The following is a 14,954-nucleotide window of genomic DNA, read 5'->3' as shown; positions in this document are numbered from 1 at the left end:
TAATCGCGTAATTAATAACGAAATATTGGATTGATATAAGAAAATAGAATCAAGGAGTATGATTCAATGACGCAATTACGACTCAGTTATGCCTATGGCACCAGTGAGCAACCCTTATTGGGTATGACCATAGGCCATAAATTTGATCAAGCATGCCTACAATATGCCGATCAGGATGCTGTGGTCAGTGTGCATCAAAATGTACGTTTGACCTATCAGCAGTTACAAGAGAAAGTAAATGCTTTTGCATGTAGTTTATTAAAAATCGGTTTAGAAAAGGGAGATCGTCTAGCGATTTGGTCCCCTAATTGTGTGGAATGGACGATCGCACAATTTGCAGCCTTCAAGGCTGGAATTATTTTGGTCAACTTAAATCCTGCGTATAAAAGCTACGAGCTAGAATACGTACTCAATCGAGTATCTTGCAAAGGATTGATCATTGCATCGACCTTTAAGACGACCAATTATCAAGAAATTTTGACGCAAATTGCACCAGAAATTTTGCATACGACCAATGGCGTTTTAAATGCTGAAAAATTACCGCATTTAAAGTATTTGATCAAAATAGATGATCAACAACATACTGGGTTTTATCGCTTTAGTGATTTATTGGCTGAACCGACTTCAGAGCAGTTAGATCAACTTAATGAGATAGCATCTGGTCTTCAATTCGATGAAACCATCAATATCCAGTTTACCTCCGGAACGACAGGTAGCCCCAAAGGGACCATGCTGACACACAATAATATTCTGAATAACGGGTATTTTGTGGGAGAGGCAATCAAACTGACTTCTCAAGATCGAGTTTGTATTTCTGTACCGTTATTTCATTGCTTTGGTATGGTGATGGGTAATCTCGCCTGTATTACACATGGATCAACCATGATCTATCCATCAGCTGTATTTAATCCTCTTGATAGTCTTAAAGCGATTGAACAAGAGAAATGTACTGCGGCATATGGTGTGCCTACCATGTTTATTGCCATGCTTGATCATGAGCAATTTGACGAATTTGATTTGACCACATTACGTACAGGCATCATGGCTGGCAGTCCATGTCCAAAAGAAATCATGAAGCGCGTCATTGAGCGTATGCATATGCGAGATATCACGATTTGTTATGGCATGACTGAAACAGCGCCAGTAAGCGCACAAAGTTCGATCACAGATTCGCTAGAACAACGAGTGAGCACTGTTGGTCGAGTTCATCCACATATCGAAATTAAAATAGTCGATGAACACGGTAAAGTAGTGCCTCGTGGCAAACTCGGAGAGTTGTGTGTACGAGGATACTCAGTCATGCTGGGCTATTGGGATGAAGAAGAAAAAACACGAGAAGTCGTAGATGTCGCAAAATGGATGCATACCGGTGATATCGCTGAAATGGATGATGAAGGCTTTATCAAAATCAAAGGTCGCATTAAAGATGTTGTGATTCGGGGAGGTGAGAATTTATTCCCTAAAGAGATTGAAGACTTCTTATATAAACATCCTGCAGTTAGCGATGTCCAAGTGATTGGACTTCCTGACCCGAAATATGGCGAAGAGTTATGTGCTTGTATTATTTTGCATGAAGGACATGAATGTTCTGAACAAGTGATCAAAGATTACTGCAAAGCCAATATCTCACATAATAAAGTGCCACGATATGTACATTTTCTTAAAGAGTTCCCAATGACTGCTTCTGGTAAGGCTCAGAAGTTTAAACTCCAAGAATATATGCGTGAGCAACTCAATATTTTTGATGAGAGAGCTTAATCGTCATTGAGTAATATTTTTAACTTCAAGCTAGAAAAACAACAAAGCCGAACTTAGTTCACTAAGTTCGGCTTAATTTTAAAAAATAGTAGAAGAGCGATATGGCAAAGAATTTTGATCACCCAAAAATCGTAGAAAACTATGATGAACATATCAGACAGCTGATACCAGGATATGAACTGATGCATCTACATATACTGGCGCTACTTGAAACTCATCTCAAAGAAGAAGCTAAAATTGCCATTGTCGGGTGCGGAACAGGGTTTGAACTGAATTATTTATTAGATCATTTTCCTAAGGCGGAGTTTGTTGTGTTTGATCCATCGTCAGCGATGCTTGAAAAAACAAAACAGATCGTTCAGTTTAAGCAGCAAATGCACCGAGTCATAATTCTGCAAGGTGACACGACGGTGCTCCAGAAATATTCTGAAAATTTTGATGCAGTATTGAGTATTTTGGTTTTTCATTTTGTTTCACATGCATACAAAAAGAGTTTTTTAGGTGATATTTACCATGCTTTGAAACAAGATGGTGTGGTTCTGAGTTTCGATCTGATGCAATTCGAAGAACCAAATGATCAGTTAGTATTAAAAAATTTGGTGACAAAAATAGGATTAAGTGAAAAACAAAGTCAGGTCATGTTGGAAAGAATACATGATGACTTTAATTTAATGACGGTGAAAGAGATTAAGAATCTATACCTTCAGGCTGGTTATCAAAATTTAAGAACTTTTTGTCAAATGTCTAATTTTTATGGATTAAAAGCAGTAAAGTGATAATTTCATATTTAGAATAACCTATTCATTTTATCTTATATGAAAATCGTACAAATGGTTATATATCTAAAATGAAAAAGGATTATGATAAAAGTATTGTTTTATGAATATAAGGATTGTTCATGACCACAGAGACTCAATTTCCACAAACTTCTAATCGTGGAATCGCGGTATACAGTAATAACGCTGAAGCGATTGGTAATACACCGCTCATTCGCATTAATCGTGTAATACAGGGTGGGGCTACAGTTCTTGCCAAAGTCGAAGCACGTAACCCAGCATTTTCAGTAAAATGCCGTGTTGGTGCTGCTTTGATTGCAGATGCAGAACAACGTGGTGTGCTTAAAGCAGGCATGCATATTGTTGAACCGACGAGTGGTAATACAGGGATTGCGCTAGCTTTTGTTGCTGCTGCTAAAGGTTATGACATCACACTGACTATGCCTGCAAGTATGAGTATCGAGCGCCGTAAAGTACTCAAAGCATTGGGTGCTCATTTAGTATTAACCGATCCAGCTAAAGGTATGAATGGTGCTGTTCAAGAAGCAGAACGTTTAGTTGCTGAGAACCCAGAGCTTTATTATTTACCTCAGCAATTTGAAAACCCAGCAAATCCTGCCATTCATGAAACTACAACTGGACCTGAAATTTTTGAAGCAACGGGTGGTAAGGTTGATATTTTAGTGGCTGGTGTAGGTACGGGAGGTACGATCTCTGGTATTTCGCGTTATTTTGAGAAAGTTAAAAATCAAGCCCTTTACTCAGTTGCAGTTGAACCAGCAGACTCACCAATTATTGGACAAGCGAAGCGTGGCGAAACACTCACTCCGGGACCACATAAAATCCAAGGCATTGGTGCAAACTTTATTCCTAAAAACCTAGATTTAGATTTGGTGGATGAAGTTATCGCGGTTGAAAATCAAACAGCAATTGATTTTGCTCGTCAATCTGCAATCAAAGAAGGGATTTTTGTGGGTATTTCAAGTGGTGCAGCATTAGCGGCCGCTCATGAACTTGCTCAACGTCCTGAAAATGCAGGTAAAACTATAGTGGTGATTTTACCTGATGCTGGAGAGCGCTATTTATCTTCAGTTTTATTCGAAGATATATCAGCAGATTAATGAGAAAGTCAAAGCATTCTAAAAAAACGGTCTTCATGGCCGTTTTTTTGTGATTTATTCGATTCAAACAATTTTAAACTCTTCTTAAGTTACCAATCATTTTAAATTTATTACATCACACGACTATTTTCACAGTTTTGAACGCGATATCTTTAAGCGAATTTTTTCTAATAAAAAAATGAATGAACGACTTTAATCATCCTATTTATATTATCGGCGCTGGTGTTGCAGGATTAAGTTGTGCTCAGCATTTAAAATCAGCAGGATTTAATGTTGTTGTTTTAGAAGCACGTGATCGTATAGGTGGGAGAATACATACACAAAACATTGATGGTCATTGTTTTGACCTTGGTGCATCATGGATACATGGTATTGATAATAATCCGATATGGAAAATTGCAGAGTCCAATCGGATAAGTACTCAAGTTTTTAATTATGATCAAGTGGATTATTTTCATGCCAATGGTCAGCCATTTACCGAACAAGAGAGCTTAGAATTTGAAAAATGCCTTCGTGATGTTCAGAAGGTTTTTCAAAATAAATCAAAAGAGCAGGATATCTCCGCTTTTGAGCAACTTGAGAATGTTTTAGGAAAGATACGTTTTCAACTTCATTATTTTGATCGAGACGTCATCACACAAAAAATTAAGCAGTATTACTCAAGGCTTGCCAATGATCCTTTTGCGACTGATTTAGAGCAATTAGCCCATAATTTTATGGATTTTGAAGGCTACTTCTCAGGCGATGAAGTGATATTTCCAAAAGGTTATGAACAGATTGTTAAAGTTCTGGCTACTGATTTAGAGATTCATACGAATGCAGATATTGTTGAAATCGATCATGACTCTCATCAAGTGCAGATAAAAACAGCATGTGGACAGCTTTACATAGGTTCTCAAGTTGTGGTGACAGTTCCACTCGGTATTTTAAAGCAAGATAAAATTAAGTTTGAGCCGCCTTTGCCTAGTGGATTAGTCCGATCGATTCAAAAGCTGGGTTTTGGATCTTTCAATAAAATATTTATACAATTTTCAAAAGTTCTAGAATTTAATGGGAATGCACTTAAACACAATACGGCATTTTTTTGGGATGAGCGTGAGCTGTATAGTATTTTAGATTTTAGTCGTTTATATAATAAACCGACTTATCTACTTCTCGTTGGAGGTACAAAGTCAGAATGGGTTGATCAAGCAACGGATCAACAGGTGCATGAATATATCAAGAAAATATTGAAGATTTGCATACACTCCAATGAAATTCAGAACATCATAATTACCCGCTGGGGAAGTGATCCGTTTAGTTTAGGTTCATTTAGTTTTCCAAAAGTTGAACATACTAAAGATGATGTAGAGATCTTTAAAAAAGAGCATCCAGCGCAAGTATATTTTGCAGGTGAACATTGTCATACCGATTATGCAGGCACTGTGCATGGTGCATATCTGTCAGGTCGTGATACTGCTAATTTAATTATTCGTAGTGGCTTAAATATAAAGCTGTAACTGATGTACAGTTACAGCTTTATTTAGTTAGTATGAGTGAGTTGAGAAATTAACCTGAACTCACATTAATACATGTCCATATTCTTCGCGAAGTTTTCTTTTTAGCATTTTTCCAGTGCCGCTAAGCGGTATGGCATCGACAAAAATCACTTTATCTGGAGTTTGCCATTTAGCAATTTTATCAGCATAGTAATCAATGAGTTGTTGTTCAGTGATTTGACTATTAGGATGTTTAACGGCGATTAAGACAGGTCTTTCATCCCACTTTGGATGTTGTGCTGCGATGACCGCAGCCATCGCAATTTCTGGGTGACCCATTGCGATATTTTCAAGCTCTACAGAAGAGATCCATTCTCCACCAGATTTAATCAAGTCTTTGGCACGATCACTAATATGCAGATAGCCATCAGCATCTATAGACGCAATATCTCCAGTATCAAACCATCCATCACTGGTCAATGGTGAGTCGGACTGACCAAAGTATTTGTCAACAATCCAATGTCCTTTGATTTGTAAATTACCAATAGTCTCACCATCATGTGGAACAAGATCGGTTCCTCTTTCTTCAGACACTAAACGAATCCTGACTCCAAACGGCGGGCGACCTTGGGAAAGACGTAGTTTTGCTTGTTGATCCTGAGAAAGTTGTTTATGTTTAGCTTTGAATTGATTGGCAGTGCCAAGTGGACTAGCTTCAGTCATCCCCCATGCATGAATGGTTTCACAATCATATACATCACGGAATGTGGCTAACATGCTAGGTGGGCAAGCCGAGCCACCAATCACATTACGTTTTAAAGAGGTCAGTGAACTGTTCATTGCTTTTGCAGCGACCAACAAGCTTTGCCAAATGGTAGGAACACCAAGTGCAACAGTCACTTCATATTGATCAATGAGTTTAACTAGACTCTCACCATCAAGACCCGGCCCTGGTAATATAATTGAAGCACCTACCATCGCTGCGGCATAAGGTGTTCCCCATGCATGAACGTGAAACATCGGAACTACAGGTAAAATAATGTCTTTGGCTGACAGATTGAGTGAGTCAGGTAAGCTGGCCGCTAAACTGTGAAGAACAGTTGAGCGATGAGAATAGAGAGCACCTTTAGGATTGCCTGTTGTTCCAGAGGTATAACATAGTGAACTAGCAGTGGTTTCATCAAATTCAGGCCATGTATATTCTGCAGTTTGACCCGCAATTAAATCATCGTAGAACAAGACTTCGGGTAAGGCTTGACGAATCTTTTCATCAGGTGCATCTAAGCAGATGAAATGTTGCACCAGTGGAATATGTGCTTTTATTCCTGTAATCAAAGGTAGAAATGTTTTATCAAAAATAATCGCTTTATCTTGTGCATCATTAATAATGAAAATCAGTTGTTCTGGAAATAATCTTGGGTTAATGGTGTGACAGATTAAGCCACTACCAGAAATAGCATACCAAGCCTCTAAATGACGATGATTGTTCCAAGCTAATGTTGCAATACAATCGCCGTGAATGAGTTTAAGTTCATTTAATGCCTTTGCACCACGTTTAGCATTATCCGATACATCGCCCCAATTGGTTTCGTAAAGTGAGCCATCGGTGTTTTTTGAAACGATCAGGGTGTCTTTATGAAATTCAGCAGCATGTTCTAGTAAACTGCTGATTAATAAAGGTTGAAACATCATACGTCCGTGCATGCAAAGCTCCTGCTATTGATCATTTAAGTTTTTATTTTGAGTTGATTATATTTATGTAAGGTGAGTGCTCACGATTAACGTAACACTCACTGATGACCTAGAAATACACTAAATTATGCAGTCAGTAAAGAACCAACTAATTTACGGATTGAAACCAAAGGTTTACGCTCTGGAATGATGACACCAGCAGTTTTAAGGTCTGACACGAGTTCAGCGCGGAAGTCATTATAGTCAACCTCTGCTGCATGACGTTGACCGCCTTCAAAGTTGTAATGTGGATGATCTAACTCATGCTGAATCGCTTTTTTCATATCAGCAGGACGTTTATATTTTCCTAAGATTTCCTGACATGCCAAATTGGCTTGATGATCTGAAATTGGCCAAATACAACCTAGTGGCTGGAATAAACCAATGAAATAAAGATTGTCATGTTCTGCATGCATCATTTTACGGTAAAGCGGTAATTTTTCAGCATGTTGGAAATCTATAAAATCTTTATCGAAGAAAGGGAAGACGGTCCAGAAACCAGTACAACAACAAATAATATCAAACTCTTGTTGAGTACCATCGACGAATTCTACAATTTTACCATTGAGACGCTTGATCGCTGGTTTTGGTTTGATTTTACCGTGACGCACATAGTCAATGAAGTCAGAGTTCGCCGTTGGATGTTGTGTCAGCATCGGTTTGTCATTTACAGGCAAGCCAAAATCTGCGTAATTTCCACTGAATGCTTTTACCAATTTGGTCAGAATTTTTTGGCGCATTTTGGGCGGAAGTTTTTCCATTGACTTGACGAGTATGTCTGCGGGATGTCCAAACATAAATTTTGGAACAAACCATTGTGGACTGCGCATCGATATATACACATCTTTTGAGACACGTGCTGATTCTACGGCAACATCACAGCCTGAATTACCTGCACCAATGACTAAAATTTTCTTTCCACGCCAGTCGTCATTTACACCTTTAAAATCATGTGAATGCATCCACTTGCCAGTAAATTCACCTTCATACTCAGGGTATTTCGGTTTCCAGTGATGACCATTTGCAACCATTAAATAGTCATATATTTTCTGTTGTTCTTTACCTTGATCATCGGTGTAATCCACCACCCATTTTTTATTTTCATTTTTATGAATATGGTGAATGGTGTGATGAAATTTAATCTTGTCATATACACCAAAATGTTTGGCATAATTTTCAAAATACTGCTGTAGATGATCATGTCGTGGATAATCAGGGTAACTGTCTGGCATTGGATAATCTTCATATTCAGACATTGTACGCGAGCTAATAATGTGTGTATTCTCATAGACTGAAGAATGACCAGTTTTAGAATTAAACACCCAATTCCCACCGACTTTGTCATTCTTCTCGAAGATATCGTATGCAATACCATTTTGTTGACAATTTTTAGCAGCCGTAATTCCTGACGGACCTGCACCAATGATACAGACTGTGTTCATATTCATATCCTTGAATGATGTTCTTTTTATTCATAACCAACTATAGTTGGTTTTATGACTATAATCGATTTATTTTTAAACAGCAAGACAGGGGATTTGTTTAAATGCTTTTTGATGAAATTAAGCTTCCTGTACAAAAAAGAAGTAAAGCAAGGTTAGAACTTGTATTAGAAACAACGAAGAAAATATTAGAAGAACAAGGCATCAATTACTGTACTATTCCCGAAATTGCAGCACAGTCCGATCTTCCTAAGATTACGATTTATCAATACTTTCCAACAGTTAATCATTTGTTCAGCATATTGGTGAAACGTTATTTAGATGAACTGCAGGCCTATGTTTTGTTTAAAAATGAGTGCTATCAAACTTGGTCAACACGTGATATTTGTATTGACCTAATTTCTAAGGTGGCTGAGTTCTACAATTCAAATCCTGCTGCAAGTATTTTGATTCTGGGTGGGCCAGTACATGTTGATGGTTTTAATTTACAGGAAATCGTCATTGAGAAGATTGCTCATGATTTACAAGCGGTATTTGAGCAGAAAGTACATCCGCTGAAATTGAATAGAAAAGAGGAAGCGGTGTATCTGGTTGAAATGGTTTTTGCATTAATGAAACACAGCTACTATCAGCATCAACAAGTCACTGATGACATTCTAAAAGAATGCCATTTCATCAGTGAATTTTACTTAAGCAGTAAGGGATATAACTACCAACTTTAAAAGTTTATTTTAGTTTTTCCAAAAAATGTTGATGCGCTGCGATGAGTTGATCAAAAACGGGCGAATGAAATAGATCGAAGTGACCGCAGACGAACTCACGATATTCACCTTGTTTTAGTTTTTGTGCGAGTTTACGTGTTGCTTTGACAGGAATAAGTGAATCTAGTTCCGCACCTGACACAAAAACAGGGCATTGAATTTTATGAACGATCATTGTTGGTCGGTATAAACCAATGGTTGCAACGATTCGAGCTGGTACAGCATTTTTCCAATGCATCCCGTCTGGAATCAGTCGATAATAGGCATCATAGCAATCTTCACCCGCCAAAATGGCAAACCGATCTTTTGCAACTACAGGCATGGTTTTGAGTCTACCTATTTTTGCTAGGGCTAAATCTTGTAATGCAATCATGGTTGCAGGCAATAAATATTTTTTCGGATACAGTGTCAAGCTCACTAAACCATCAACGTGTGGAAAATTAGAGATCACTGCTTTAAAGGTGTGTTCACTTGCTAATGTTAGAACATGCGCACCACTGAACGAATACCCCCATAAAATGATATTTTTTTTCGGGATGTAGAATCGGGTTTGAATATAGTCGATAACGACTTTCCAATCCTGAAGTTGACTATTTTTATCAACAAGATGCTGAACAGGACCACTGCTTAATCCAAAACCAGAATGATCAAATACGCATACGTTATATCCCAATTCTGCATAAGCTTCAGCGAAAGAGTTTAAGCCACAGCTTTTTTCTCCACCTAAGCCATGAGCCATAATGATGATACTAGAATCTTTTGTGATCGGCTCTGGCATATATAAATCCGCTTGGATTTGATAGCTGCCATTCGGAATGAGTAATTCTTGAGTTTGCATCGTGGTTATCCTTAACATTTTTTTATTTTTTAAACCCAACTCAGGTTGGTTTAAGCATATCGTTATGCAGTATAAAAGTCTATTTGATGTCAAATCGTTCAGAAAATTTTAAGCCTGATTGATTTAAATACATTTTTATTCGATGTATTCGTATGAGTTTTTTCTATCGCAAGCAATGTATCGCCTTAATCTTGAGCTATTTCATTTTGGTCAATCTATTTCCAGTACATGGTGCAGTCGACATGAAATTGATTCAATTAGGCTTAAATTCAAAAGGAGTGTTCTATTTAAAAGATGCATTTTGGCCAAGTGTAGTCGGGCATGAATGGGTTAAATATGTGCTAATCGCGATGTACTGCAGTATGCTGATATCTGTAGTTATGGTTGCTCATCCCAAATCGAGAAATCAAAATTTGGAAACCTCTAAAAATTACATCACAATTTTTGCAGTTGCTTTAATTTCAATTATTTTAATAGCGTTGTTCAAATCACAGTCGAACTTGATGTGTCCATGGGATGCAGCTCAACCTCAGGGAATGACAGTTGTCTGGAGTCTCAGTAGTAAAGTTGGGCATTGTTTTCCTGGAGGTCATGCTTCTTCAGGTTTTGCATTATTGAGTGGGTATTTTGTGTTCAGGAGCAAAAAAAGCAAATTAGCTCAATTTTACTTATTGAGTGCAATTCTCTTGGGAATGCTTATGGGATGGACACAAATGCTCAGAGGAGCGCATTTTTTAGTCATAATCTTTGGACTGGTTGGCTGATTTGGATGTTCAATGTCGTAATATTTAGTCTAAAAGAAAAGGTTAAATTAGCCTAAGCAATTAATGTAGTTTAATTTCCACTCTCACCAATAAACCACCTAATTGAGGGCTGCGATCAAAGATAAGATTACCCCCCATACGTTCTACCGCTTTTTCAACAATTGATAAACCTAAGCCACTACCAATTTCTTGATGTTGCTCAACTCGATAAAATCTTTTTTTAATACGTTCATAGAGATCTGCTGAAATTCCTGGGCCACTATCTTCGACTTGAATGATAGCTATATCATTCTCTTGAAATGTCGAAACATTAATGATGCCATTGGGAGGCGTGTATTTAATCGCATTCTCTATTAAGTTGGTTAATATTGAATCTATAGCAGATGAATAATTTATAATTTGAACGTGTTCATAACGTTCCATACCTAAATCGATTTCTTTGGCTAAAGCTAAATGAATCAATTGTTCAATAGATTGATAAGCACGTTCATCTAACCGAATACTCATTTTTTTCTCGTTACTGGCATTCAATGAATCTTGTTGAGCGAGATTTAAAAGCTGTCCGACCAAATGCTGAGTTCGGTGTAAACCATTATTCATTTTGATTAATGATTCGTGATGGGGGAGCTCTTTGAGTAAAATTTTAGTTTGAAGATTTAATGCTGTAATTGGTGTTCTTAATTCGTGAGCGGCGTCTGCAATAAATTGTTTTTGTTCTTGTTGGGCATCAGAGATCCTTTGAAATAATTGATTGATTGCTTGAATGCTGGGTACTAGCTCAATAGGGTACTGTTGAGGGTCAATTACGGTCAGCTCATTTGGTTTACGTGTACTTAATTCGGATTTAAATTGCTCAAATGGAGCAAAATTTCTTCTAATTATAAAACCTAAGCCATAAATCGCGAAGGGCATAATGATTAAATAAGGTAAAAACATGTTGATTGCGAGCTCTATGGCTAAAGCTTGTCGAACAGAGTCTTGTTGGCTCACTTGAACTTGAACAGTTTTCAATGGAATCACATAGGTATGCCATTTACCATAATGATTAGTGTGATGATAAAAACCTGACTTAGCGACTGGCTCAACCAACTGTTTAAACTTTTCATGTAAATGTGATTGTTGGTCATAGGCCCAAACATCTACAAATAAATCTTCTTCATGGTACTGTTTTAAATGTGAAAATTTACTCTTTACAGGATCTGGATTAAATTTTGCAACGCGCTCTGCCAGATTTTTCAGCTGAGCATCAAGTATTTCATTTGTTTCTTCTAAAGCTGTTCTATAGGCTGAAAAAACTAATATGCATCCCATTACCACACTAAAAATTGAGGTAAATACAACAAGTTGCTTTTGTAAAGAGTAGGGTTGCGTCATGAATCAATTCTTGTTTTATGGTGTAGGCTGACCTAGCCGATAACCTAATCCTCGCACATTACGAATAAAATTTTTACCTAATTTTGAGCGTATGCGATGAATATAGACTTCAATGGTATTACTGCTGATTTCATTTTCAATATCATACAGTTTTTCTTCAAGATTAGACTTCGAAAAAATCTTATTTGGATAAGTTAAGAGTGGAATTAATAAAGCCCACTCACGGTTTGAAAACTCAACCGTCTGATTTTCAAAACTCGCGATATGTTGTTCAAGATCTAACCTGAGTCCGCCAAATTCTAAAATTTGTTTTATCTGAGGTGTATTTTGTTGAGATGCACGTCTGAGTATGGCGTGAATACGCGCTAATAACTCCTCAAACTCGTATGGTTTTACTAGATAATCATCAGCGCCTTGATTTAATCCATCGATACGGTGCTGAAGTTGATCTCTTGCTGAAATAATGAGTACAGGAATTGAAGGAAATAGTGAGCGAAGATGTTTGAGTACTTGCATGCCATCCATCATAGGTAATCCAAGATCGAGCAGCACTAAATCAAATGCTTGTTGATTTAATTGTTTTAAGCCATCGATGCCATTATTGACCCAGACTACTTCAAATGATTGATATTGGAGCAACTTTTGAGATGACTCTGCAATCATAAAGTCATCTTCAATCATCAGGATTTTATTCATATTAGGCTCTGTTCTATAATTGAGGTTTGCATTGTTGGCTGAGGTCTAATGCGGGTTGTAATGTTGCAGTATGAATATTTAATAAACTTAGCATGGTGTGAAAGACATTGTCTTGGCTTAGTACATCATTTTTCCGAGATTCAATGCATCGTACAGTTGACGCTTCATGTTTTCGCCATGCTGTTGAAAACCACATGATCATCGGAACATGAGTTTGTTGTGATGGTGCAATTTGATAAGGGGCGCCATGTAAATACATTCCATGTTCACCCGTGGATTCACCATGATCTGATAAATACCATAAAGCGGATTGAAATTGAGTTTGTTTGTTTAATAAATTGATTGTCGAAGCGAGAATATGGTCTGTATATACAATTGAATTATCATAAGTATTGATCAGAGCTTGTTGACTACATCCTTGAATTGCGCTGGTGTTACAAGTCGGCTGAAAGGGTGTGTATTGATGAGTGGACCGTTTATAGTAAGCTGGGCCGTGACTTCCCATTTGATGGAGTACGATAAGTCTTGGCGTTTTATCATTTTTGGGAATGGCTTGAATATAGGCATTAAGGCTATCAATCAATATTTCATCTTTACATTCACCCTTAGAATCGCACCATTGCTTATGAATAGATTCGGGAATTTCATAACGCTCAACCCGATTACAAACCTCTTTGCATCCTGAATTGTTATTGATCCACGTTACTTTGTAGCCCGCACGTTGAATAATATCGAGTAAGTTCTCCCGTTGTCTTGCGACTTTTTCTGTATATGCTAGTCGAGTCATACCAGAAAATAAACAAGGTACGGATACCGCCGTTGCAGTACCACAGGAACTGACGTTACGAAAATTGATTATATTTAATTTGCTTAATTCTGGATTTGTAGCTCGATCATATCCATTCAACTGAAAACTTTCTGCACGTGCTGTTTCTCCTATCACTAAAACCATCAGTTTTGGAGTTTGATGGGTCGCCGTTTGAATAAATTGGTGTGCATCACGTCCGTAGGGTTGAATTATAGTATTTTTGGGAGGTTGAAGATGTTTATAATAACTGAAGGACGCTGCAACGACATTTTGAGGGCTGATCATTCCTTTCAACTCTCTGTTTTCTCTAAAAATAGCTGCATAGTCAACATAATATAAATAAGCGCAACCTAACACTAACACTAAAACTAAACTGATTACACTGTGTAACATTTTCCTGCAAAGGGTATGAGAAAACGTTGATTTTTTGATATTCACCCAATAAATAAAATAAAGAGGAACCAAAATAAAAAATAGGACCCAAACAACTAATCTTATATTTATCAGATCAAGTGCTTCCATCGTATTGGTTTGCATCATATTTTGAATCTGATCAGCATTGATAATAATGCCTAAATTATTTACAAAATATGCGGACATACCGCCTAATACAATCCAGATATCTGCAAATATCTTTACGTTCGATCTCCAATGAATAAGATTGAAAATAAAAAAATAAGCGGCTGTGATTAAAACAGTTGAGCCTAGTAAAAAAAGAATTGCTTGATAACCTTGATAAGGTGTGAGTGAAGTAAGTTGTTTGTAGAACGCAATATTTAAACCAATACCAGCCCACACCGAGAGTATTAAATTGAATAGTGCTAGGCTTATCGTTGGTTTTTTCCATTGCTGAATAATAGATGTGTAGCGCATGCGATCAGTTCTAATATTTAACTACGCTGAGATTAGGTTTTGTTTCTTAAAATTTACTGAATAAATGTATGAACTCTAGGGCATAAAAAAGCCAGACTGGTGGAGCAATCTGGCAAAGCGTCAAGATGAGTCACCCGTGACAAGTGATGTTTCCTGGGTTCAGGTTTAAGTTGTTCTGAACTTAAGCCTGAATAAATTCAGCCACAGCTTGGTTAAACGCCTGTGGTTGTTCAACATTCGAAATGTGCGAAGCATTAATCTCAACAAGTTGACTACCCGCAATCGCTGCTTGCATAAACTGACCATCTGCCACAGTGGTCACAGGGTCTTGTTGACCTGCAATAATCAATACAGGAATCGAAATCTGTTTGAGTTGTTCACGCACATCCGCCTTAGCCAAAGCTTCACAGCAGCTTGCATAACCTTCAGGGCTGCCAGCTCCTAAGTCGTTTGAAAGTTTTTCAATCACTGCTGGGTTGCTTTGGATAAAGGGATCTGTAAACCAACGACCTGCAGCCGTTGATGCAATCGGTG

General features: G+C 37.5%; 13 protein-coding genes. 6 read left to right on the top strand and 7 right to left on the bottom strand.

Annotated features, from left to right (window positions below; genetic code table 11):
- Positions 1-66: 66 nt before the first annotated feature.
- The 4 genes from BMW42_RS12980 to BMW42_RS12965 all read left to right on the top strand — a co-directional run bounded on the left by BMW42_RS12980 (position 67) and on the right by BMW42_RS12965 (position 5,154).
- The gene (locus tag BMW42_RS12980) at positions 67-1,758 is read left to right on the top strand and encodes an AMP-binding protein (protein ID WP_092768400.1); all 1,692 of its coding nucleotides are present in this window, start codon (positions 67-69) and stop codon (positions 1,756-1,758) included.
- A gap of 101 nt (positions 1,759-1,859) precedes the next feature.
- Positions 1,860-2,534 carry a class I SAM-dependent methyltransferase gene (locus BMW42_RS12975; protein ID WP_092768398.1) on the top strand — a complete coding sequence of 225 codons (675 nt, stop codon included), beginning with the start codon at positions 1,860-1,862 and terminating at the stop codon, positions 2,532-2,534.
- Between the two features lie 122 nt (positions 2,535-2,656).
- Positions 2,657-3,655, top strand: coding sequence for a cysteine synthase A (gene cysK, locus BMW42_RS12970; RefSeq protein ID WP_092768396.1), 999 nt, complete (start codon positions 2,657-2,659; stop codon positions 3,653-3,655).
- 182 nt (positions 3,656-3,837) lie between these two features.
- Positions 3,838-5,154 carry a flavin monoamine oxidase family protein gene (locus tag BMW42_RS12965; RefSeq protein WP_092768395.1) on the top strand — a complete coding sequence of 439 codons (1,317 nt, stop codon included), beginning with the start codon at positions 3,838-3,840 and terminating at the stop codon, positions 5,152-5,154.
- 60 nt (positions 5,155-5,214) lie between these two features.
- Here the strand turns inward: BMW42_RS12965 and BMW42_RS12960 are convergent, their stop codons facing one another.
- Together BMW42_RS12960 and BMW42_RS12955 are read right to left on the bottom strand one after the other, a co-directional pair.
- Entirely contained in the window at positions 5,215-6,837 is a 1,623-nt protein-coding gene (locus tag BMW42_RS12960) for a long-chain-fatty-acid--CoA ligase (protein WP_092768393.1), read from the bottom strand.
- 113 nt (positions 6,838-6,950) lie between these two features.
- Positions 6,951-8,306 carry a flavin-containing monooxygenase gene (locus tag BMW42_RS12955; protein ID WP_213032621.1) on the bottom strand — a complete coding sequence of 452 codons (1,356 nt, stop codon included), beginning with the start codon at positions 8,304-8,306 and terminating at the stop codon, positions 6,951-6,953.
- Between the two features lie 104 nt (positions 8,307-8,410).
- On the opposite strand from BMW42_RS12955, the gene BMW42_RS12950 reads away from it, so the two are divergent.
- Positions 8,411-9,028 (top strand): TetR/AcrR family transcriptional regulator, encoded by a 618-nt coding sequence (locus BMW42_RS12950; protein WP_092768389.1) that lies wholly within the window; start codon positions 8,411-8,413, stop codon positions 9,026-9,028.
- A gap of 4 nt (positions 9,029-9,032) precedes the next feature.
- Here the strand turns inward: BMW42_RS12950 and BMW42_RS12945 are convergent, their stop codons facing one another.
- Complete coding sequence (locus BMW42_RS12945) at positions 9,033-9,905, bottom strand: alpha/beta hydrolase (protein ID WP_171260733.1); 873 nt, start codon at positions 9,903-9,905, stop codon at positions 9,033-9,035.
- A 152-nt stretch (positions 9,906-10,057) separates the two neighbouring features.
- Here BMW42_RS12945 and BMW42_RS12940 point away from each other — a divergent pair, with 152 nt between their 5' ends.
- Positions 10,058-10,669 (top strand): phosphatase PAP2 family protein, encoded by a 612-nt coding sequence (locus BMW42_RS12940; protein ID WP_092768385.1) that lies wholly within the window; start codon positions 10,058-10,060, stop codon positions 10,667-10,669.
- A gap of 60 nt (positions 10,670-10,729) precedes the next feature.
- Here BMW42_RS12940 and BMW42_RS12935 read toward each other — a convergent pair whose 3' ends face one another.
- The 4 genes from BMW42_RS12935 to BMW42_RS12920 form a co-directional block, all read right to left on the bottom strand.
- Positions 10,730-12,043, bottom strand: coding sequence for an ATP-binding protein (locus BMW42_RS12935; RefSeq protein ID WP_092768383.1), 1,314 nt, complete (start codon positions 12,041-12,043; stop codon positions 10,730-10,732).
- Positions 12,044-12,058: 15 nt separating this feature from the next.
- The gene (locus BMW42_RS12930) at positions 12,059-12,739 is read right to left on the bottom strand and encodes a response regulator transcription factor (RefSeq protein WP_092768381.1); all 681 of its coding nucleotides are present in this window, start codon (positions 12,737-12,739) and stop codon (positions 12,059-12,061) included.
- Positions 12,740-12,752: 13 nt separating this feature from the next.
- Positions 12,753-14,420, bottom strand: coding sequence for a phosphoethanolamine transferase (locus BMW42_RS12925; RefSeq protein WP_092768379.1), 1,668 nt, complete (start codon positions 14,418-14,420; stop codon positions 12,753-12,755).
- A 181-nt stretch (positions 14,421-14,601) separates the two neighbouring features.
- A partial coding sequence (locus BMW42_RS12920; protein WP_171260732.1) for an alpha/beta hydrolase occupies positions 14,602-14,954 on the bottom strand: 353 nt, incomplete at its 5' end.

The organism is Acinetobacter sp. DSM 11652 (genome assembly GCF_900109815.1).
Classification (GTDB): Bacteria; Pseudomonadota; Gammaproteobacteria; order Pseudomonadales; family Moraxellaceae; genus Acinetobacter.
Note: the sequence above shows the minus strand (reverse complement) of the source record. Positions and strands in the feature narration are given on the sequence as shown.

Coding starts and splice junctions, on each gene's coding strand:
- BMW42_RS12965 (WP_092768395.1), top strand. CDS start 3,838: ATGAACGACTTTAATCATCCTATTTATATTATCGGCGCTGGTGTTGCA.
- BMW42_RS12950 (WP_092768389.1), top strand. CDS start 8,411: ATGCTTTTTGATGAAATTAAGCTTCCTGTACAAAAAAGAAGTAAAGCA.
- BMW42_RS12930 (WP_092768381.1), bottom strand. CDS start 12,739: ATGAATAAAATCCTGATGATTGAAGATGACTTTATGATTGCAGAGTCA.
- BMW42_RS12935 (WP_092768383.1), bottom strand. CDS start 12,043: ATGACGCAACCCTACTCTTTACAAAAGCAACTTGTTGTATTTACCTCA.
- BMW42_RS12960 (WP_092768393.1), bottom strand. CDS start 6,837: ATGCACGGACGTATGATGTTTCAACCTTTATTAATCAGCAGTTTACTA.
- cysK (WP_092768396.1), top strand. CDS start 2,657: ATGACCACAGAGACTCAATTTCCACAAACTTCTAATCGTGGAATCGCG.
- BMW42_RS12975 (WP_092768398.1), top strand. CDS start 1,860: ATGGCAAAGAATTTTGATCACCCAAAAATCGTAGAAAACTATGATGAA.
- BMW42_RS12940 (WP_092768385.1), top strand. CDS start 10,058: ATGAGTTTTTTCTATCGCAAGCAATGTATCGCCTTAATCTTGAGCTAT.
- BMW42_RS12955 (WP_213032621.1), bottom strand. CDS start 8,306: ATGAACACAGTCTGTATCATTGGTGCAGGTCCGTCAGGAATTACGGCT.
- BMW42_RS12980 (WP_092768400.1), top strand. CDS start 67: ATGACGCAATTACGACTCAGTTATGCCTATGGCACCAGTGAGCAACCC.
- BMW42_RS12925 (WP_092768379.1), bottom strand. CDS start 14,420: ATGCGCTACACATCTATTATTCAGCAATGGAAAAAACCAACGATAAGC.
- BMW42_RS12945 (WP_171260733.1), bottom strand. CDS start 9,905: ATGCAAACTCAAGAATTACTCATTCCGAATGGCAGCTATCAAATCCAA.